The organism is Nocardia sp. NPDC059154, assembly GCF_042755705.1.
Taxonomy (GTDB): domain Bacteria; phylum Actinomycetota; class Actinomycetes; order Mycobacteriales; family Mycobacteriaceae; genus Nocardia.
In genome coordinates, this window is the sequence record NZ_JBHZCS010000027.1 from 18,163 (window position 1) to 36,961 (window position 18,799).

Annotated in this window: 19 protein-coding genes; 11 read left to right on the forward strand and 8 right to left on the reverse strand. The window is 69.2% G+C overall.

Annotation, left to right across the window (positions count from 1 at the left end):
* Nucleotide 1 precedes the first annotated feature (1 nt).
* From ACFXN1_RS23250 to ACFXN1_RS23275, 6 genes are all read right to left on the reverse strand, one after another.
* Nucleotides 2–895, reverse strand: coding sequence for a 2-aminoethylphosphonate ABC transporter permease subunit (locus ACFXN1_RS23250; protein ID WP_379441348.1), 894 nt, complete (start codon nucleotides 893–895; stop codon nucleotides 2–4).
* Nucleotides 892–1,065: a hypothetical protein gene (locus tag ACFXN1_RS23255; RefSeq protein WP_379441347.1), complete on the reverse strand. Its 174-nt coding sequence runs from the start codon at nucleotides 1,063–1,065 to the stop codon at nucleotides 892–894. The genes ACFXN1_RS23250 and ACFXN1_RS23255 overlap by 4 nt, the downstream gene beginning before the upstream one ends.
* On the reverse strand, nucleotides 1,062–2,243 hold the full coding sequence (locus ACFXN1_RS23260; protein WP_379441346.1) for an ABC transporter ATP-binding protein: 1,182 nt from the start codon (nucleotides 2,241–2,243) through the stop codon (nucleotides 1,062–1,064). The genes ACFXN1_RS23255 and ACFXN1_RS23260 overlap by 4 nt, the downstream gene beginning before the upstream one ends.
* A gap of 41 nt (nucleotides 2,244–2,284) precedes the next feature.
* A complete protein-coding gene (locus tag ACFXN1_RS23265; RefSeq protein ID WP_379441345.1) occupies nucleotides 2,285–3,349 on the reverse strand; it encodes a 2-aminoethylphosphonate ABC transporter substrate-binding protein in 1,065 nt (354 codons plus the stop codon).
* 110 nt (nucleotides 3,350–3,459) lie between these two features.
* Entirely contained in the window at nucleotides 3,460–4,146 is a 687-nt protein-coding gene (locus tag ACFXN1_RS23270; RefSeq protein ID WP_379441344.1) for a phosphonatase-like hydrolase, read from the reverse strand.
* A 25-nt stretch (nucleotides 4,147–4,171) separates the two neighbouring features.
* The gene (locus ACFXN1_RS23275; protein WP_379441343.1) at nucleotides 4,172–5,287 is read right to left on the reverse strand and encodes a TIGR03364 family FAD-dependent oxidoreductase; all 1,116 of its coding nucleotides are present in this window, start codon (nucleotides 5,285–5,287) and stop codon (nucleotides 4,172–4,174) included.
* Nucleotides 5,288–5,447: 160 nt separating this feature from the next.
* Between ACFXN1_RS23275 and ACFXN1_RS23280 the strand changes: the two genes are divergently transcribed.
* Nucleotides 5,448–6,179 (forward strand): GntR family transcriptional regulator, encoded by a 732-nt coding sequence (locus ACFXN1_RS23280; protein WP_379386890.1) that lies wholly within the window; start codon nucleotides 5,448–5,450, stop codon nucleotides 6,177–6,179.
* A 6-nt stretch (nucleotides 6,180–6,185) separates the two neighbouring features.
* Here the strand turns inward: ACFXN1_RS23280 and ACFXN1_RS23285 are convergent, their stop codons facing one another.
* The gene (locus ACFXN1_RS23285; RefSeq protein ID WP_379402467.1) at nucleotides 6,186–7,199 is read right to left on the reverse strand and encodes an LLM class flavin-dependent oxidoreductase; all 1,014 of its coding nucleotides are present in this window, start codon (nucleotides 7,197–7,199) and stop codon (nucleotides 6,186–6,188) included.
* Nucleotides 7,200–7,327: 128 nt separating this feature from the next.
* Here ACFXN1_RS23285 and map point away from each other — a divergent pair, with 128 nt between their 5' ends.
* From map to ACFXN1_RS23305, 4 genes are all read left to right on the forward strand, one after another.
* A complete protein-coding gene (gene map, locus ACFXN1_RS23290; RefSeq protein WP_379441342.1) occupies nucleotides 7,328–8,191 on the forward strand; it encodes a type I methionyl aminopeptidase in 864 nt (287 codons plus the stop codon).
* A gap of 8 nt (nucleotides 8,192–8,199) precedes the next feature.
* A complete protein-coding gene (locus ACFXN1_RS23295) occupies nucleotides 8,200–8,541 on the forward strand; it encodes a hypothetical protein (RefSeq protein ID WP_379441341.1) in 342 nt (113 codons plus the stop codon).
* A complete protein-coding gene (locus ACFXN1_RS23300) occupies nucleotides 8,538–10,079 on the forward strand; it encodes a cobyric acid synthase (RefSeq protein WP_379441340.1) in 1,542 nt (513 codons plus the stop codon). The genes ACFXN1_RS23295 and ACFXN1_RS23300 overlap by 4 nt, the downstream gene beginning before the upstream one ends.
* Before the next feature lie 66 nt (nucleotides 10,080–10,145).
* The gene (locus tag ACFXN1_RS23305) at nucleotides 10,146–10,709 is read left to right on the forward strand and encodes an alpha/beta fold hydrolase (protein WP_379441339.1); all 564 of its coding nucleotides are present in this window, start codon (nucleotides 10,146–10,148) and stop codon (nucleotides 10,707–10,709) included.
* Here the strand turns inward: ACFXN1_RS23305 and ACFXN1_RS23310 are convergent.
* Nucleotides 10,689–11,627 (reverse strand): alpha/beta hydrolase, encoded by a 939-nt coding sequence (locus tag ACFXN1_RS23310; protein WP_379402521.1) that lies wholly within the window; start codon nucleotides 11,625–11,627, stop codon nucleotides 10,689–10,691. The two genes, ACFXN1_RS23305 and ACFXN1_RS23310, sit on opposite strands and share 21 nt — an antisense overlap.
* 263 nt (nucleotides 11,628–11,890) lie before the next feature.
* On the opposite strand from ACFXN1_RS23310, the gene mqo reads away from it, so the two are divergent.
* The 6 genes from mqo to ACFXN1_RS23340 all read left to right on the forward strand — a co-directional run bounded on the left by mqo (nucleotide 11,891) and on the right by ACFXN1_RS23340 (nucleotide 18,734).
* Entirely contained in the window at nucleotides 11,891–13,423 is a 1,533-nt protein-coding gene (mqo, locus tag ACFXN1_RS23315; protein ID WP_379441337.1) for a malate dehydrogenase (quinone), read from the forward strand.
* Between the two features lie 18 nt (nucleotides 13,424–13,441).
* The gene (locus ACFXN1_RS23320; protein WP_354837578.1) at nucleotides 13,442–13,891 is read left to right on the forward strand and encodes a GNAT family N-acetyltransferase; all 450 of its coding nucleotides are present in this window, start codon (nucleotides 13,442–13,444) and stop codon (nucleotides 13,889–13,891) included.
* Between the two features lie 140 nt (nucleotides 13,892–14,031).
* Entirely contained in the window at nucleotides 14,032–16,188 is a 2,157-nt protein-coding gene (locus ACFXN1_RS23325) for a magnesium chelatase subunit D family protein (protein ID WP_379441336.1), read from the forward strand.
* Nucleotides 16,189–16,379: 191 nt separating this feature from the next.
* Entirely contained in the window at nucleotides 16,380–17,000 is a 621-nt protein-coding gene (gene cobO, locus ACFXN1_RS23330) for a cob(I)yrinic acid a,c-diamide adenosyltransferase (RefSeq protein WP_379441334.1), read from the forward strand.
* Nucleotides 16,994–18,379, forward strand: a complete 1,386-nt coding sequence (locus ACFXN1_RS23335; RefSeq protein ID WP_379441333.1) for a cobyrinate a,c-diamide synthase — start codon at nucleotides 16,994–16,996, stop codon at nucleotides 18,377–18,379. Before cobO ends, ACFXN1_RS23335 begins: the two co-directional genes overlap by 7 nt.
* Nucleotides 18,366–18,734 (forward strand): cobalamin biosynthesis protein, encoded by a 369-nt coding sequence (locus ACFXN1_RS23340; RefSeq protein ID WP_379441332.1) that lies wholly within the window; start codon nucleotides 18,366–18,368, stop codon nucleotides 18,732–18,734. The genes ACFXN1_RS23335 and ACFXN1_RS23340 overlap by 14 nt, the downstream gene beginning before the upstream one ends.
* The last annotated feature ends 65 nt before the right edge of the window (nucleotides 18,735–18,799 follow it).

Here is an 18,799-nt window from a genome sequence, read left to right on the forward strand (position 1 = left end):
TTCAGCTCTCCTTCCGCGCACCTGTGAGGCGCGCGAACAGCAGTCGGTATCCGAGATACAGGCCGAGCGACAGCAATACCTGTACCGAGGCCAGCACCGCGGCCCCCGGCAGATCGAAGGTGACGATGCCGCGCGTGTAGATCAGCGCGGGCAGCGTGATGACGCCCTTGGCCCCGGTGAACAGCACGATGCCGAATTCGTTGAGGGTCAACAGCAGCGTGAGGCTGCCACCCGCCGCCAGCGCGGGCCATGCCTCCGGCATCACCACCTGCGCCAGCACCCGCCACGGCGAGGCGCCCAGACTGGAGGCCACATCCAGCTGTTCGCGCGGCAGCTGCGCGAACGCGGCCAGCAGCGGCCGCACCACGAACGGCGTGAAGAAGGTGACCTCGGCGAGGATCACGCCCCAGGGCGTGCTGAGGAAGTTCACCACCGGCCGGGTACCACCCGTGATCTGGTTGATGAGCGCGTTCACCGCCCCCGCTGTCCCGTACAGGAACGTGAAGGCCAGTGTCACGAGGAAGGACGGCAGTGTCAGCACCGAATCGATGAGCCGACCCACCAGCTGCGAACCCGGAAACGGCACGAATGCCAGCACGATCGCCAGGAATGTCCCCAGCAGCAGGCAGCCGATGGTGGAGCTGACCGCGATGGTCACGGTGCGCAGCAGCGCATTCCGGAACGACTCTTCGGCCAGCACCGCCGACCAGGTCCCGACCCCTCGCCCGGACTTGGTCTCGGTCGACTCCAGCAGCACCCGCACGATCGGATACACCGCGATCAGCAGCACCGTCAGCACCGGCGGCAGTGTCCACAGCACCGGCCGCCACGACCGTCCCGGCTCGCGAGTCCCGGGAGCCTCTGCCGCGGAAGGAGATTCGAGCAGCGCGGTCACGACGGCCTCCCGTCCTGTGCTGCGGCCGACCCGGCGAACAGCTCGGACCCCTCGTCTGCGGTCACCGCGCGCCGTCGCGACACCGTCCCCCGTTCTTCCCGCAGCGGGCTCGATGTCACTGCGGCATAGTCGAATTCACCCGTAGCTCGACGGGTCAGCGGGGCGGTCATGCGCGGACCTCGCTGTCGGCGGCGGAGTCGGTGCCGATGCCCGGCGGGATGAGCACCCCGGCCGGGTCGGGGAAACGCACGCCGATGTGGTCGCCGGGCACGATCTCGGTGTGGCCCAGGACATCCGCGGTGAGCTCGGCGGGGATGCCCGCCACCTCGAGGTGCAACCGGGTCGAGGCGCCCTTCCAGACGCTGGTGATCACGGTGGCGCGCAGCGCATCTCGTTCGGTGAGCGGCACGATGCGCACGGTGTGCGGCCGGACGCACAACTGGGCGTCGGCATTCGGTGCCCAGTCCGGGCGTCCCACGCCGGGCGGCGGCGCGTCCGCGCGCAGCGTGTGCTCGCCGACGGTCACCAGCGCGGCGGTGCCGGAGACGTGTTCGACCGCGCAGGCCAGCAGATTCGCGCCGCCCAGGAAGGACGCGGTGAATTCGGTGGCGGGCTGCTGCCACAGTTTGTGCGCGGTATCGATGTCGACCAGCCGCGCGTCGCGCATGACCGCGATCCGGTCGGCCAGGGCGAGCGCCTCGGCCTGGTCGTGGGTCACGTACAGCATCGCCGTGTCCGGCAAGGCCTTTCGCAACTGCTGCAGCTCGCCGAGCATGTTCTGGCGCAATTGCGCGTCCAGCGCCGCGAGGGGCTCGTCGAGCAGCAGTACCCGGGGCCGGATGGCGAGCGCCCGCGCGATGGCGACGCGCTGCTGCTGCCCACCGGACAGCTCGCGCGGCAGCCGCTCGGCGTAGGCGCCCATGCCGACCATGTCCAGGGCCTCGGTCACCCGGGCCCCGATCTCGTTGCGCGGCACGCGATGTGCCTTCAGCCCGAAGGCCACATTGTCGTGCACCCGCATGTGCGGGAACAGCGCGTAGGACTGCACCACCACCCCGATGCCGCGCTTGGCGGGGGAGAGGTCGGTGACGTCGCGGCCGGCCAGCCGCACCGCGCCCGAGGTGGGCCGGACGAACCCGGCCAGCGCCTTGAGCGCGGTGGACTTGCCGGAACCGCTGGGTCCCAGGAGCGCGACCGTTTCGCCCGCGGCCACCCGCAGGTTGAAATCGGCCAGTGCCACAGTGGATTTACGGCCGCGGCCGTAGGTGACTCCGACCCGGTCGAACACGATGGCCGGTTCGTCGGTGGTCTCGCCGGCCACCGTGGATGTCGTCAACGCGGAGGACATGGTTGCTGCTCCTGGGGCTGGTATCGGACTGACGCCGTGCGCTAGCTACCGGTGGCCTTGGTGTAGGCGGCCACGTCGGCGTCGAGGTTGTCGAGCACGGAGGTCCAGTCGGGGTGCAGGACGGTCACGTCCTTGATGGTCGAGGCCGGGGACGGACCGTTGCCGGTGGCCGGGGCGCTCGCCAGATCCGTCCGGGACGGGATGGCGAAGGTGTCGGGCAGCGACTTCTGCACGTCGGCCGAGAGCAGGAACTCCATCAGCTTCTTGGCCGCGTCCGAATGCGGCGCGCCCTTGGCCATGCCCATCAGGTAGGGCAGCGAGACGGTCGACTTCTTGCCGTCGGCGGACGCCGGGAAGAAGACGTTGAACTTGGAGCCGCTCTTGACGCTCTGCAGGTTCATCTGCACATCGCCGTTGGCGATGAGGATCTCGCCCTTGTCCACCTTGGCCTGCAGCTTGCCGGTGGAGGAGGACGGGCCGACATTGTTGGCCTGCAGCTTGGCCAGGTAGTCGAGCGCGCCCTGCTTGCCCATGAGCTGCTGCAAGAGCACCAGCACCGCGGTGCCGTCACCGGCCTGGCCGGGGGTGGAGTACTGCAGCTTGCCCTTGTAGTCGGGCCCGAGCAGGCCGTCCCAGGTCAGCTTGGTGGCGTCGACCGACGGGTTGGCGATGAAGCACAGGTAGTTGCCCGCCAGGGAAACCCACTTGCCGTTGGCGTCCTTGTCGGCGGCGGCGACCGCGCCGGTGTCCACGCCGCTGGCCTGCAGCAGCCCGGACTTGTCGGCCTTCTGCATGAACGGCGGCAGGGTGACGACCAGGTCGGCCTGCGGGTTGGACTGTTCCTTCTCCACCCGGCTGACGACCTCGCCGGAGCCGGCCTCCACCTCGTTGACCGTGATGCCGGTCTGCGCCTTGAACTTCTCGAAGACGGGCTTGTACCAGTCGCCGAGGCCATCGACGGAGTAGACGGTGACCGTCTTGCCGTCCTTCGAGTCGCTGCCGGTGCCGCCGCAGGCGGTCAGGCTGAAGGCGACCGCGGTGGCGGAGGTCAGGATGAGAGCGGTGCGGGCGATGTTGCGTGCGAGGCGGTTGTTCGAAATACGCACGGTGACTGCACTTTCGGTTCAGGGGACGGTCGAGTCGAAGACTGGGTGGAATTGAAGGGACGGGGGGTACTCCGCCGCCCGGGCGAGGCGCGCCCGGGCGGCGGAATTCTCTAGCTGCGCTCGGCCAGCAGCAGCTGCGCGAATTCGGTGACCGACGGCACCACGTGGGTCGCTCCCGCGGCCCGCAGCTGCTCCTCGGTGTGCGCGCCGGTCAGCGTGCCCGCGACGATGCGCGCGCCCGCGGCCAGGCCGGTGGCGATATCGCTGGACGTATCACCCAGCACCGCAACGCGATCCACGGCATCGGCTTCCAGCCGCAACACGGCGGTGAGCACCATGTCGGGGTAGGGGCGGCCGCGCCCGGCGTCGGCGGGGACCAGGGCCAGATCGGCGATGTCGTTCCAGCCCAGCGCGTTCAGCAGCCTGTCCTGGGTCTCGCGGCTGAACCCGGTGGTCAGCGCCACCTTGATGCCCGCCGCCCGCAGCGCCGAAATGGCCTCTGCGGCACCGGGAATCGGGTTCACGCCCGCCTCGGCGAATTCCGCGTAGGCGGCCTCGAAGGCGCGGTTGGCCAGCTGGGCGCGGTCCTCGTCGCCGAGCAGGGTGCGGAAGCACCAGATCTTGGACTGGCCCATGGTGTCCTGCACGAAGGTGCGGGCCGCCTCGCGCTCCGGGCCCGCGGCGGGCACGCCCGCGGCGGTGATGGCCGCCTCGAACGCCCGCTCGACCAGCCCGTCGTCGGCGACGGTGGTGCCCGCCATATCGAGGACAGCGAGTTCGATCTGCTTGTCGGACACGGTGATTCCTTTGGTCGAGGAGGTCTCAGAGCGAGAGGAGGTCGGCGGTCTCTTCGCCGAGGGCGGGGCCGAGGGTCATGCCGCGGCCACCCGGACCGGTGACGACCCAGACGCCGTCGGCCGCCTGTGCGCGGGTGACGATGGTGCCCGGATCGATGGACTGGCTGTACACGCCCGCCCAGCGCCGCACGATCGGCGGCAGCTTGCGGCCCAGTAGTTCCTCCATCACGCCGGTGAGGTGCTCGTAGGGGGCCTCGTCCACGTCGAAGGTGAACGGTTCGTCGTACTCGTGGGTGTCGCCGATGGTGAGCCCGCCGTGCAGGCGCTGCACGGCCAGCAGCTGCATCTTGTGCTGGGCGGCCGTGAACGGCTGCGCCTGTTCACGATTGAGCCGGTCCAGCTCCGGGCCGGCGAAGGCCGGGTAGTAGCGGAAGCTGTCGCCGTCGGCGATGGCGGTGGTGAGCGCTTCGCCCAGGGGAGCGGTCTGCATCATCTGCAGCCGCACCCGGCGCACCGGAATGTCGCCCACCAGTTCGCGGGTCAGGCCGGTGTGCGCGGCGCCCGGGCAGACCAGCACCAGATCGCCCTCGTGGCGGCGGCCGCGGTCGTCGATCACGGTGGTGCCGGTGACGGCGCGGGCCTCGGTGCCGGCGAAGAAGGCGTAGCGTTCGCTGGCCTCCATGTAGCGCCGCAGGGCGGGTAGCGCCTGCCGGGACTCCACGGCGGCATCGGTCGAACAGTGCAGGCCTGCAACGAATTTGCCGCGCAGCGCGGGGTTCAGTGCGCGCACCCGGTCGACGTCGAGCAGTTCGAAGCCGCGTTCGGCGGCCGAGGGGTGGGCCGCGGCGGCCTCGGCCACCGCGAGCTCGTTCTCCGAGCGCACCAGCGTGAGGGAACCGGCCGGGCGGAAGCCGACGCCGGGGACCTGGCCGCCGATCTCCTCCCACAGCTGCCGCGACCGCAGCGTGAGCTCCAATTCGTGTGCGCTGCGCCCCGATACCCACACCAGACCGAAGTTGCGCACGGTCGCGCCGCGGGCTTCGACCTCGCGTTCGAGCTGGATGACGTGGTGGCCGCGCCGGATGGCGGCCAGAGCGTGGGCGGTACCGAGGATCCCTCCGCCGATGATGACCAATCGCATGGGAATCATCCTGAGCAATGGTCTAGACCTACGAGTGTTTCGTGTGGAAACGGTAGGTTAATAATTGGTATAGACCAATCGTGTGTAGGCTGGGGTCATGGACACGAGGGAGGCTGCCGGGGTGGAAGACCAGGTGGAGCCAGGCCGTCCGTTGGGCGAAATGCCCGGCGCCGGAACCGATTCCGCGCCGAACGCGCGCCTGCCGAAGTCGTACCGTGTGCGCGCGGAACTCGAGGCGCTGCTCACCGAGCTCTCCGAGGGTGACCCGCTGCCCTCGGAACGCGAACTGGCCCTGCGCTGCGGCGTCGCTCGCGAAACCGTGCGTCAGGCCGTGCGAGAGCTCTTGGTGGAAGGCCGTATTCGCCGTCAGGGCCGCGGCACGGTGGTCTCGCGCCCGAAGATGGTGCAGCCCCTGTCGCTGCGCTCCTACACCGAGGGCGCGATCAAGTTCGGCCGCAAACCCGGCCGTCTGCTCGTCGAATGGACCGATATCCCGGCGGACAAGGACACCGCCCAGGACCTCGCGCTCGAACCCGGCACGCCGGTCATGCATCTGGAGCGCATCCTGCTCGCCGACGGCGAGCGCATCGGCCTGGAGAGCACCTGGATGCCGTTGGACCGCTTCGCCGTGCTGCGCGAGTTCTACAACCCGGAGACCTCGCTGTACGCCGCCACGCGCGGCATGGGCGTGGTCTACGCGGTCGCCACCGAGCGCATCGAAACCGTGCTCGCCTCACCGCGCGAGGCCGCCCTGCTGGAATGCACGACAGCCCTGCCGATGCTGCTGCTGCACCGCCGCAGTGTGGACGGTGAAGGCGTGCCCATCGAACGCGTGCGCTCGCTCTACCGCGGCGACCGCATCGCGTTCCAGGCCAGACTCACCGATTACTGACGCCGATCAGCGGAGCTGCGGGGCAACCTTTCCGCCCAGCAGTTCGATGGTGTGCAGCACCTTCTCGTGCGGCAGCGTGCCCACGCTGGCGTGCAGCATGAACCGGTCCAGCCCGAGCGTGTCGCGGACATCGGCGATCTTCTCCGCGACATGGTCCGGCGTGCCCACGAACAGCGAACCGCTCTGCGAGCGCAGCGCATCGAACTGCTGCCGGGTCATCGGACCCCAGCCGCGCTCGCGCCCGATTCCGGACATGGCCCGCGCGTACGGCGCGTAGAAGTCCTCGACGGCTTCCTTGTCGGTGTCGGCGACATACCCGTGTGCGTGCACCGCCACCGGCTGCGGCTCGTGCCCGCCTTCCTCCAGCGCCCGGTGATACAGATCCACCAGCGGCTTGAACCGCGCCGGCTGCCCGCCGATGATGGCGATGGCCAGCGGCAGGCCCAGCAGCCCTGCGCGCACGACGGATTCGGGGCTGCCGCCCACCGCGATCCATACCGGCAGCGGCCGATTCTCGGTGCGCGGGTAGACGATCGCGTCGGTCAGCGGTGCGCGGAACCTGCCGGACCAGGTGACCGGCTCCTCCTCGCGGATCTTCAGCAGCAGCGCGAGTTTCTCCTCGAAGAGCTCGTCGTAGTCGCTGAGGTCGTACCCGAACAGCGGGAACGATTCGATGAACGACCCACGCCCGGCCATCAATTCGGCCCGCCCGTTCGAAATCCCGTCCAGCGTCGAGAAGTCCTGGAAGGCCCGCACCGGGTCGGCGGAACTCAGCACGGTCACCGCGCTGGTGAGCTGGATCCGTTCGGTGCGTGACGCGATGGCCGCCAGTACGACGGCCGGCGAGGACGCGGCGAAGTCCTTGCGGTGATGCTCACCGACGCCGTAGACGTCCAGCCCGGCCTGCTCGGTGGCCACTGCTTCCTCGACCACCTGCCGCAACCGCTCGCCCGCGGTCGGCACCGGCCCGTCTCCGCCGACGGGATGAGTTTCAGCGAATGTCGTCAGCCCAAGTTCCACGGCCGGAACCCCTCTCGAGTCTTGTTTCCAAGTCAACCGAAAGGATAAACGGACCACGGTCCGGAAGAATTCCCCCGTACCTGGACCTGGGAATCTCGCGATCCGGACCGGCAGATAGTCTGGTACCCATGTCTGTGCGCACCCGCAAGCCCCTCGTTCCCGGCACGCAGTCGCCCATTCGCGAGGTCCCGAAAAACATCGAGCGACCCGAGTACGTCTGGAAGAAGACCGCCAAGGAGGGGCACGAGCCCTGGGTACAGACCCCGGAGACCATCGAGAAGATGCGGATCGCGGGCAAGATCGCGGCCCAGGCCCTGGAAGAGGCCGGCAAGGCCGTCGCGCCCGGCGTCACCACCGACGAGCTGGACCGGATCGCGCACGAGTACATGCTCGACCACGGCGCATACCCGTCGACCCTGGGCTACAAGGGATTTCCCAAGTCCTGCTGCACCTCGCTGAACGAGGTCATCTGCCACGGCATCCCGGACTCGACCGTGATCGAGGACGGCGACATCGTCAATATCGACGTCACCGCCTACATGGACGGCGTGCACGGCGACACCAACAAGACCTTCCTCGCCGGTGATGTGGACGAGGAGGTGCGCCTGCTGGTCGAACGCACCGAGGAGGCCACCATGCGGGCCATCAAGGCGGTCAAGCCGGGCCGCGCGCTCAATGTCATCGGCCGCGTCATCGAGGCCTACGCCAACCGCTTCGGCTACGGCGTGGTGCGCGACTTCACCGGCCACGGCGTCGGCCCGACCTTCCACTCCGGCCTGGTCATCCTGCACTACGACCAGCCCGCCGTGGAGTCGGTCATCGAGCCGGGCATGACCTTCACCATCGAGCCCATGATCAACCTGGGCGGCATCGACTACGAGATCTGGGACGACGGCTGGACCGTGGTCACCAAGGACCGCAAGTGGACCGCCCAGTTCGAGCACACCCTCGTCGTCACCGACGACGGCGCAGAGATCCTGACGCTCCCGTGAGAGTCGCGATGCCCCAGCGGGGTACCAGAACTCGGGCGATCGGCTCCCGCGGCCCGCGGCGGAAGAATTCGCGGGTCCTCCCGCCCAACCCCCGCGACGAGGGCCTGGGCGCGCTGCGCGCCACCATGCGACGCCACGTCGAACTCGCCGCGGGACGGCAGGTGCCGGAAGCGGACGACACCCCCGGCGAGCAGCCCGACGTCGAAGTGACCAGCGGCGCGGATGCCGAAGCGGACGACGGCCGCGACATCTACCCGAGCCGGGACGCCTACACGAGTAGCGGCCGAGACCCCTACCTCGGCCGGGACGCCTACACCAGCGGTGCACGAGCGGGGAACAGCCCGCGGTGAAGGGTGCTCTGCTGGTCGCGGGGACCACCTCCGATGCGGGGAAGAGTGTGGTGGTGGCGGGGCTCTGCCGCATGCTGGCGCGGCGCGGGGTGCGGGTCGCACCGTTCAAGGCGCAGAACATGTCGAACAACTCGGTCGTCACCCTGGACGGCGGGGAGATCGGCCGGGCGCAGGCATTGCAGGCTCGCGCCTGCGGGCTGGAACCCAGCGTGCGATTCAACCCGGTGTTGCTCAAGCCCGGGAGTGATCGGCGCTCGCAGCTGGTGGTGCGCGGCAAGGCCGTCGACACCGTGGGGGCGAAGGATTACTTCCGGCATCGGCAGCAATTGCGTGCCGTTGTCGCCGAGGAATTGGCCTCGCTGCGAGCCGAATTCGATGTGGTGATCTGCGAGGGCGCGGGGTCGCCCGCCGAGATCAATCTGCGGGCAACGGATCTGGCGAACATGGGTTTGGCGCGAGCGGCGGAGCTGCCGGTCGTGGTGGTCGGCGACATTGATCGTGGGGGAGTGCTCGCCCATTTGTTCGGGACCGTGGCGATTCTGGAACCCGAAGACCAGCAACTGATTTCCGGGTTCATCATCAACAAGTTCCGGGGCGATGTGGACTTGTTGCGACCGGGGCTGGACCAGCTCGCCGAGCTGACCGCGCGGCCTACGCTCGGTGTCATCCCGTTTGCCGAGGACCTCTGGATCGACGCCGAGGACTCGCTCGGCACCGTCGCGGACGCCCCCGTCGGCCGTTCCCGCCCGCCGCTGGGCGGAGAGTGGCTGACGGTCGCCGCGATCCGGCTGCCGCGCATCTCCAATTCCACCGATGTGGAGGCCCTGGCCTGTGAACCCGGGGTGTCCGTGCGCTGGGTGAGCGACCCGTCCCGCCTGGCCGGAGCGGACCTGGTCGTCATTCCCGGCAGCAAATCCACCGTCGGAGACCTGGAGTGGTTGCGGCGCACCGGGATTGCCGACGCCCTGACGGCGCGTGCTGCGGCCGGTGGCCCCATCCTCGGCATCTGCGGCGGCTACCAGATGCTGGCCCGCACCATCGTCGATCCGGTCGAATCCGCCGCGGGCACCGTCCCCGGCCTGGGCCTGCTGGACCTGGAGATCGAATTCGCCGACCCCAAGGTGCTGCGCCGTTCCAGCGGCCGTGTCCTGAACAACGGTGTGCCGGGCCGTGACAGCGATCTCCCGGTGCACGGCTATGAGATCCACCACGGCCGCGTCACCCGGCAGGGCGACGACCCGTGGTTCGAACTCGACGGCGCTCCCGAAGGCAGTGTGCGCGAGGCGATCTGGGGCACCCATCTGCACGGGGCCCTGGAGTCGGACGAGTTTCGCCGCGCCTGGCTGCGGGTGGTCGCCGCGCGGGCGGGCCGCGCCGATTTCGTTGTCTCCGACACTGTTTCGGTCGCCGAGGTGCGCTCCGCCCAGCTGGATCTGCTGGCCGACCTCATGGAGAAACACCTCGACCAGGACGCGCTCGAACAGCTCATCACCGCTGGTGCGCCCGCGGATCTCCCCGTTCTGACCGTAAAAAAGTGACCGCCGTCACAATAATCCGCCCGACTCGCGTTCGGCCCCTCCGGCGCTCCTGTAGCGTGTTCGACCATGGAATCTCGGCGGATCACGGTCGGTGACCGCGAGTGGGCGGTGCGAATCGGCGGACCAGAAACCCGGCACCACGTCCTGCTGCTACCCGATGCGGGCGATCCGGCCGACATTTACGACCAGGTCTGTGCACGGTTGCAGACCTCGGACCTGCACACCATCGCGATCGAATCGATCGACGGTCTCGACGCCACCACCGTTTTCGCCATCCTCGACCAGCTGAAGGTCCCGTGGGCCAACCTGGTCGGCAGCGGCGCGGGCGCGGACCTGGCCTGGCAGCTGGCCGCCCGCGGCTTCGGCCGCTTCATGAGCCTCATCGTGGCCGGCGGCGGTCACCCGGCCGCGCCGGGCGCGGACGGCACCGTTAAGGACTCTTCCTGCCCGCCGGTGGAGATCCCGACCACCCTGCTGGCCACCAAGCGCCTGCCGCGCCCGGTGGCCGAGGCTTCCAGCCGGTTCGTCTACGGCGAATTCCGGCTGGTCCCCATGGATGTCACCGATGTGGCCGCCGAAGCGGGCCACGAGCTGGCCACCGAAGTGGTGCTACGCACCAGCTTCTGGTGAGTCGGCCAGCCACTTCAGCCAGGAATCCAGCTCCCTGAACGCCTGGGTGCGCGGCGTCTCCGACGACAGGAACACATCGTGCCGCGCGCCCTCGATGGGCACGATATTGGTGCGCTCGCCCAGGCAGCCGGACCAGCGCTGGATCTGCTGGACGTCCAGCACCACATCCGATACGTCGGCGGCGGGCCCGTACTCGGCCATGAACTTGGTGACCTTCGAGCGCAGGATCAGCGCGGGCACCCCGATCTCGAGGCCCTTGTGCAGCCGCAGGTGCCCGCGCCGGATGGCGCGCAGCCAGCCGGCGTGAACGGGGTAGCCGCTCAACGGTTTCCAGTCCAGGTTGTAGTCCCACTCACCGGCCTGGGTGTGGTGCAGGCTGTCGCCGTAGGTGGTGGCCACGCCCAGCGGCAGCTTGGCGAAGGCGCGCAACCGGCCCAGGCCCTCGAGCAGCGGCGTGCCCACCGAGCGGTAGTAGCCGGGACCCTGCAGGTCGAACCACGGGCTGTTGAGCACCAGCCCGGTAATGCCCTGCGCGCGAACGCCTCCGGCTGCCTCCAGCCGGTTTAGCCACAGCGAGGTCACCAGGCCACCGGTGGAGTGCGCCATGATCAGCACCGGCAGCTCGGTCTCCTCACGGATGACCTGCAGCGACCGGTTCAGCTCCCCGTCGTAGAGCGCCAGGTCGCTCACGTAGTGCGGGGTCTGCCCGGCCCGCTGCGAGCGCCCGCATTTGCGCAGATCCAGCGCGTAGAAGGCGTAGCCCTGGGCGGCCAGGTGCTGGGCCAGGTGCTCCTGGAAGAAGTAGTCGGTGAACCCGTGCACGTACAGCACGGCCCGGGTGGCGACCGGGGCGTCGGCCGGGGCATAACGGACCAGGGTGGCGACCACGTCGCCCTCACCGTCCGGATCCGGACCCATCGGAATGGTCAGCTGCTGGTAGTCGGCACCCAGTACATCGGGCTGCCAGGTGGTGGTCAACGACGTGGTGGATGACGTTTCGGAGGTCACACGCCCAACATAGACCGCGACTCAGCGATGTCCATTTGGGAGGGATCTCTCACATTCAGGGATTTCGAAGCGGGATTCGGGAATGGTCAGGGGCAGAATTGAGTCCAAGTGAACGACGGGTAACCTAACCCCCACCTGGTGACCCAAAAAAGACAAGGAAGTCGATCCCCGCCGTGTCGAACGCTGCCACGATTGAAAAGACCGATGTAGTACTCATCGGTGCCGGCATCATGAGTGCCACCCTCGGCGCCTTGCTCCGACAGGTGCAGCCGGACTGGTCGATCACCATCTTCGAGCGCCTGGAGGCCGCGGCCGCCGAGAGCAGCGACCCGTGGAACAACGCCGGTACGGGCCACTCCGCCCTGTGCGAGCTGAACTACACGCCGCAGAACGCCGACGGCTCGGTGGAGATCACCAAGGCCATCGACATCAACGAGCGCTTCCAGGTCTCGCGCCAGTTCTGGTCCTACTCGGTCGAGAACGGCGTGCTGGCCAACCCGTCGAACTTCATCAACCCCATCCCGCACGTGAGCTTCACCCACGGCCCGGACGGCGTGGAGTACCTGCGCAAGCGCCACGAGGCGCTGTCCAAGCACCCGCTGTTCGAGGGCATGGAATTCATCGACGACGCAGCCGAATTCAACCGTCGCCTGCCCCTGATGGCCAAGGGCCGCGACTTCTCCGACCCGGTCGCCCTGAACTGGACCGAGGCGGGCACCGATATCGACTTCGGTGAGCTGACCAAGGAACTGCTGGCCTACCTGGGCGCGTCGGGTGCCGACATCGCGTTCGGCCACGAGGTGCTGAACCTGACCAAGCAGTCCGACGGCTCCTGGCTGGTCAAGGTCCGCAACCTGCGCAGCCACAAGGTGCGGGTCATCAACGCGAAGTTCGTGTTCGTCGGCGCGGGCGGCGGCGCGCTGCCGCTGCTGCAGAAGTCGGGCATCAAGGAGATCCGCGGCTTCGGCGGCTTCCCGGTGTCGGGCCTGTTCCTGCGCTGCACCAATCCGGGCCTGGTGGCTCAGCACGAGGCCAAGGTATACGGCCAGGCGTCGGTCGGTGCGCCTCCGATGTCGGTGCCGCACTTGGACACTCGCGTCATCAATGGCGAGAAGGGCCTGCTGTTCGGCCCGTACGCCGGCTGGACGCCGAAGTTCCTCAAGGACGGCAAGATGACCGACCTGATCAAGTCGGTGAAGCCGAACAACCTGTTCTCCATGCTCGGTGTCGGCGTCACCGAGATGGGCCTGGTCAACTACCTGGTCGGTGAGCTGCTCACGTCGCAGGCCGGTCGCATCGGCGCCATGGAGGAGTTCATTCCGCGTGCCGACGGCGACGATTGGGAGCTGATCATCGCCGGTCAGCGCGTTCAGGTCATCCGCCGCAAGGGCGCGGGCGGCGTGCTGGAGCTGGGCACCGCGGTCGTCGCGGCCGAGGACGGCACCATCGCCGGTCTGCTCGGCGCGTCCCCCGGCGCGTCCACCTGTGTGAGCGCCATGCTGGATGTCATGAAGAAGTGCTTCCCGCGCGAATTCTCCACGTGGGAGCCGAAACTCAAGGAAATGGTGCCGTCGCTGGGCGTCAAGCTCTCCGAGAACCAGGCCCTGTACCGCGAGGTCTGGGACTGGTCCACCAAGGCGCTGCAGCTGGATTCGGTGGATTCGGACAACACGCCCAAGCCCGTCGGTATCGCTTCTCACGCCTAGATGTGATAGCAAGACGCGATGATGTCAACGGTTGCTCTCAAACGGTCGTGGTCCCAAGACCTGGACACCGCGACGCTGTACAAGCTGTTGAAACTTCGCGTCGAGGTGTTCGTCGTCGAGCAGAAGTGCGCGTACCCGGAACTGGACGGGTTCGACCTGCTGCCGGAAACCCGGCACTTCTGGCTCGACGATGAGGGCGAGGTCATCTGCACCCTGCGCCTCATGGAGGAGCACGACGAGGGCGTGAAGTCCTTCCGCATCGGCCGCCTCTGCACCACCCCCGAGGCCCGCGGCCACGGCTACACCACCCGCCTGCTGCAGGCCGCCCTGGCCGAAGCCGGCTCGGCGACCGTCCGCCTGAACGCGCAGACCTACCTGCTCGACATGTACACCAAGCACGGCTTCAAGCCCGACGGCGAGGAGTACATCGAAGACGGCATCCCGCACATCCCGATGCGCCGCGGCTGACCCCGCACCCACCGAACAACCCCGCGCCCGCTGTGAAACCCACAGCGGGCGCGGCTGTTTCGTCCAGTGGTCCAGGTCGGCAGCGCGACCGGGAAGGGGTGCTCGGGGTGGGGCACGGGGGCGCCCTTAGAGTTGGGGTCGTGTCCGTTTCTCCTGTGGCTTACTCCGAGAGTGTTCGTGCGGCCCGTGATGAGGCCGGGTTTCCGTTCTCCGCGGTGGTTGGGCAGGAGCGGTTGCAGCTGGCGCTGATCCTGTGCGCGGTGCATCCGGGGATCGGCGGGGTGCTGGTGCGCGGGGAGAAGGGGACCGCGAAATCGACCGTGGTGCGGGCGCTGGCGCAGTTGCTGCCGCCGGTGGTGGACGAGTCCGGGGCGCGACCCGCGCGGCTGGTGGAGTTGCCGGTGGGCGCCACCGAGGACAGGGTGGTCGGGTCGCTGGATCTGGAGCGGGTGCTGCGGGACGGGGAGCAGGCGTTCAAGCCGGGGCTGCTGGCCGCCGCGCATCACGGCGTGCTCTACGTCGACGAGGTGAACCTGCTGCACGACCATCTGGTGGATGTGCTGCTCGACGCGGCCGCCATGGGGCGGGTGCACATCGAGCGCGACGGCGTCTCGCACACGCATCCGGCGCGATTCGTCCTGGTGGGCACCATGAATCCGGAGGAAGGCGAGCTGCGGCCGCAGCTGCTGGACCGGTTCGGGCTCACCGTGGACGTGGTCGCCTCCCGCGATGTGGACGTGCGGATGGCCGTCGTTCGCCGCCGCCTGGACTACGAGGCGGATCCCGGCGCCTTCGCCGGCCGCTACGCCGCCGCGGATCGTGAAGTGGCCGAACGCATTCTGACCGCCCGCGACCAGCTCGCCGACGTCGGTCTCGACAATGTCGAGCTGCGCCGCATCGCCGCCCTGTGCGCGAGCTTCGATGTCGACGGCATGCGCGCCGACCTGGTGGTGGCGCGCACCGCGACCGCCCACGCGGCCTGGCGCGGAGCGACCGCGGTCACCGAGGCCGACGTCCGCGTGGCCGCCGAACTGGCGCTGCCGCACCGCCGTCGCCGTGATCCCTTCGACGAGCCCGGCATCAGCGAGGAGCAACTCGACGACGCCATGCGGAACGCGGCCGAGGAAGCGGCCCGCGCCGAGGAGGACGACAGCCTGGGAAAAGGTGAAGCGGTCCCGCCGAACAACGGTGCGGGACCGCAGGATCCGGCGGACGGGGCCGAGGATTCCGGCCTGAACCCCGAACACGCCAATTCACCTGGCGCCGAACCGGACTCGCGCGATGGCGGCCCCGGGTCGTTCGATGGCGCGGACCCCTTGCCGAGTGACTCCGATACCCCGGGTGACGGCCCGGATTCGGACCATGGCCTCGAGCCGGACGGCGGCCCGGATTTCTCTGGGGGAGGCCAGAATCCACCGGGTGACCTGCGCCCGGACGACGACGATCGGCGTGGCCGGAACGACTCGGCCGGCCGTGAGGGCCGCGTCGCCGCCCCCACCGCAACCCTGCCCAAGCCCCCGCGCTGGGAGGTCCCCGGGGTCGGTGAGGGCGCGCCGGGCCGCCGCTCCCGTGCCCGCACCCGCCAGGGCCGCGTCGTGCGCATCACGGACGACACCTCCACCGGCCTGCATCTGCTGGGCACCATCTTCGCCGCGGCCCCGCGCCAGTTCGAGCGCGGCCGCCTGTCGGGCCCGCTCGCCTTTGCTGCCGACGACCTGCGGGGCGCGTATCGCGAAGGCCGCGAAGGCAACCTGGTCGTCTTCGTCGTCGACACCTCCGGCTCCATGGCCGCCCGCGACCGCCTCGCCGCCGTCACCAACGCGGTGGTGGCGCTGCTCCGCGACGCCTACCAGCGCCGCGACAAGGTCGCCGTCGTCACCATGCGTGGCCAGGACGCGGAACTGGTCCTCCCGCCCACCACGTCGGTCGACATCGCCGTCCGCCGCCTCGCCGACCTCCGCACCGGCGGCAAAACCCCACTCGCCCAAGGCCTCCTGAAGGCCCGCGACCTCATCCGCCGCGAACGCACCCGGGACCCCCACCGCCGCCCCCTCCTGGTCCTCCTCACCGACGGCCGGGCCACCGGCGGCACCGACCCGCTCCCGCGCGCCCGAACCGCCGCCCGCATGCTCGCCGCCGACGCCGTCACCGCCATGGTCATCGACTGCGAACGCGGCATGATCCGCCTGAACCTCGCCCGCGACATAGCCACCGCACTCCGCGCCGGCTATCTCCAATTGACCGCCCTCACCGGCGATTCCGTCGCCGGCATCGTCCGCGCCACCCGAGCCGCCTGACCTTCGTTGGCGAAGCCGCACCGTCGCGGTCGGCCGATCCGGATCAGGGCGGGCACCGGGGTTCCGGAGCGGCCCGGCCATGACCACAAGCGGTGACCGGTCGTCGTGCTGGACCGGGGCGCGGATCGGCGCGCCGGGTGCGTATGGCACCGTGATTCACCGACGAGTCGGTGTGGAAGGAGCTGGGGACGATGCCGAAGGGTGTGCCGCTGCCGGACAGCATTCCGGATGACGGGCTGACGACGCGGCAGCGTCGGAATCTGCCTGTGCTCGCGGTGCACACCGGGCCCGGGAAGGGGAAGTCGACGGCGGCGTTCGGGATGGCGCTGCGGGCCTGGAATCAGGGGTTCGATGTCGCGGTGTTCCAGTTCGTGAAGAGCGCGAAGTGGAAGGTGGGCGAGGAGGCCGCGTTCCGGACGCTCGGGAAGCTGCACGACGAGACCGGGGTCGGCGGGGCCGTGGAGTGGCACAAGATGGGGGAGGGCTGGTCGTGGACGCGGAAGCAGGGGTCCGATGAGGATCATGCGGCCGCGGCGCTGGCGGGATGGCAGGAGATTCGCCGCCGCCTGGAGAACGAGCAGCATCGGTTCTATGTGCTGGACGAGTTCACCTACCCGCTCAAGTGGGGCTGGGTCGACGTGGACGAGGTCGTCGAGACACTGCGCAACCGGCCGGGCAACCAGCACGTGGTGATCACCGGCCGCGACGCACCGCAGGCGCTGATCGAGGCCGCGGACCTGGTCACCGAGATGACCAAGGTGAAGCACCCGATGGACGCCGGCCGTAAGGGCCAGCGCGGCATCGAATGGTGAACACGCCCGCGGTCGTCATCGCCGCGCCCGCCTCGGGGAGCGGGAAGACAACCGTCGCCACCGGTTTGATCGGGGCACTGCGCCGGGCCGGGCACCGGGTCGCGCCGTTCAAGGTGGGCCCGGACTACATCGACCCGGGATATCACGGGCTGGCGGCCGGACGGCCCGGGCGGAACCTGGATCCGGTGCTGGTCGGGGCCGACCGCGTGGTGCCGCTGTACCGGCACGGGAGCCAGGGCTGCGATCTGGCGGTCGTCGAGGGCGTCATGGGCCTGTTCGACGGGCGCATCGACGAACACCACACCGAACCCGTCGCCGAGGGCTCGACCGCCCAGATCGCCGCCATGCTGGGCGCGCCGGTCATCCTGGTGGTCGACGCGCGCGGGCACAGCCAGAGCCTGGCGGCCCTGCTGCACGGATTCGCGACCTACGACAGCGGAATCCGGCTCGGCGGAGTGATTCTCAACCGGGTCGGCAGCGAACGCCACGAGCAGGTGCTGCGTGCGGCCTGCGCGCGCGTCGGGCTGCCGGTACTGGGCGCACTGCCGCGACTGGCCGAATTGGCGGTGCCGTCACGGCATCTCGGCCTGATTCCGGCGGTGGAGCACGGCTCGGCGGCCCAGGCCGCTGTGGACGCCATGACGGATCTCGTTGCGGCACATATCGATCTCGCGGCGGTGGCCGCCCTGGCCGCGTCGAGCGCACAGGGACAGGACTGGGATCCCGGCGCCGAGGTGACGGCGGCGGAATCCGGGCCGGTGGTGGCGATGGCGGGCGGACCGGCCTTCACCTTCGGGTACGCCGAACATCGCGAGCTGCTGGCGGCGGCGGGCGCGCAGGTGCGAGTCTTCGACCCGCTGCGCGACGAATTGCCCTCCGGTGCAGCCGGACTGGTCCTTCCCGGTGGTTTCCCCGAAGAGCACGCCGCCGAACTCGCGGCCAACACGGGCCTGCTCGACGCCATCGCCGAACAGGCCGGCCGCGGTCTCCCGATCCACGCCGAATGCGCGGGCCTGCTCTACCTGACCCGCACCCTCGACGGTCACCGCATGGCCGGGGTGATCGACGCCGAAGCCGAGTTCGGCCCGCGCCTCACCCTCGGTTACCGGGATGCGGTGGCGCTCACCGATACTCCGCTCTGGCGCGCGGGCGAACGCGTGCGCGGCCACGAATTCCACCGCACCCGCCTGGTCACCCCCGGATCCGCCGCTGCGGCCTGGGCCTGGCGCGCTCCCTCCGGCGAGACCGTCCGCGAGGGTGCGGCAGTGCATCGCGTCCACGCGTCCTACCTGCACACCCACCCCGCCGGCAATCCAGCGGCCGTCAGCCGATTCGTCACCACCGCCGCTGATTTCGCCCGCACCCATGCCCCGGCCTGAATTGGCTGTCGGGATCGGACTTCGTCCCGGGACAACCGCCGACGCGATCCTCGCTGCCATTCGAAACGCGGTCGGTGACAGGGTGATTCGCTGCTTGGCGACCGTCGAGCGGCGGGTCGGAGAGCCCGGGATCAGAGCGGCCGCCGACCGGTTGGGTGTCGAGCTGGTGGGATTCACGCTCACGGAGCTGGAGGCCGTTTCCGTCCCCAATCCGTCGGAGCGGGTTGCGCTTGCCGTGGGGAGCGCGAGCATTGCTGAGGCGGCTGCTGTCCTGGCCGGCGGTGGCGGGAATTTGGTCATCGCCAAAACTGTTTTCGCTGGGGTTGTTATCGCTGCGGCAGAATTCAATTCGTAGTCGCAAATGTGAAAAGCCAAGTAATACAGGACATTTCGGATTCGTAGGTGATCGCTGTAGCGGTA

What these genes read in the sequence shown, in the direction of transcription:
- ACFXN1_RS23255 (WP_379441347.1), bottom strand. Translation starts at nt 1,065, where the DNA reads ATGACCGCCCCGCTGACCCGTCGAGCTACGGGTGAATTCGACTATGCC.
- ACFXN1_RS23260 (WP_379441346.1), bottom strand. Translation starts at nt 2,243, where the DNA reads ATGTCCTCCGCGTTGACGACATCCACGGTGGCCGGCGAGACCACCGAC.
- ACFXN1_RS23275 (WP_379441343.1), bottom strand. Translation starts at nt 5,287, where the DNA reads ATGCGATTGGTCATCATCGGCGGAGGGATCCTCGGTACCGCCCACGCT.
- ACFXN1_RS23280 (WP_379386890.1), top strand. Translation starts at nt 5,448, where the DNA reads ATGCCCGGCGCCGGAACCGATTCCGCGCCGAACGCGCGCCTGCCGAAG.
- map (WP_379441342.1), top strand. Translation starts at nt 7,328, where the DNA reads ATGTCTGTGCGCACCCGCAAGCCCCTCGTTCCCGGCACGCAGTCGCCC.
- ACFXN1_RS23295 (WP_379441341.1), top strand. Translation starts at nt 8,200, where the DNA reads ATGCCCCAGCGGGGTACCAGAACTCGGGCGATCGGCTCCCGCGGCCCG.
- ACFXN1_RS23305 (WP_379441339.1), top strand. Translation starts at nt 10,146, where the DNA reads ATGGAATCTCGGCGGATCACGGTCGGTGACCGCGAGTGGGCGGTGCGA.
- ACFXN1_RS23310 (WP_379402521.1), bottom strand. Translation starts at nt 11,627, where the DNA reads ATGGGTCCGGATCCGGACGGTGAGGGCGACGTGGTCGCCACCCTGGTC.
- ACFXN1_RS23320 (WP_354837578.1), top strand. Translation starts at nt 13,442, where the DNA reads ATGATGTCAACGGTTGCTCTCAAACGGTCGTGGTCCCAAGACCTGGAC.
- cobO (WP_379441334.1), top strand. Translation starts at nt 16,380, where the DNA reads ATGCCGAAGGGTGTGCCGCTGCCGGACAGCATTCCGGATGACGGGCTG.
- ACFXN1_RS23335 (WP_379441333.1), top strand. Translation starts at nt 16,994, where the DNA reads ATGGTGAACACGCCCGCGGTCGTCATCGCCGCGCCCGCCTCGGGGAGC.
- ACFXN1_RS23340 (WP_379441332.1), top strand. Translation starts at nt 18,366, where the DNA reads ATGCCCCGGCCTGAATTGGCTGTCGGGATCGGACTTCGTCCCGGGACA.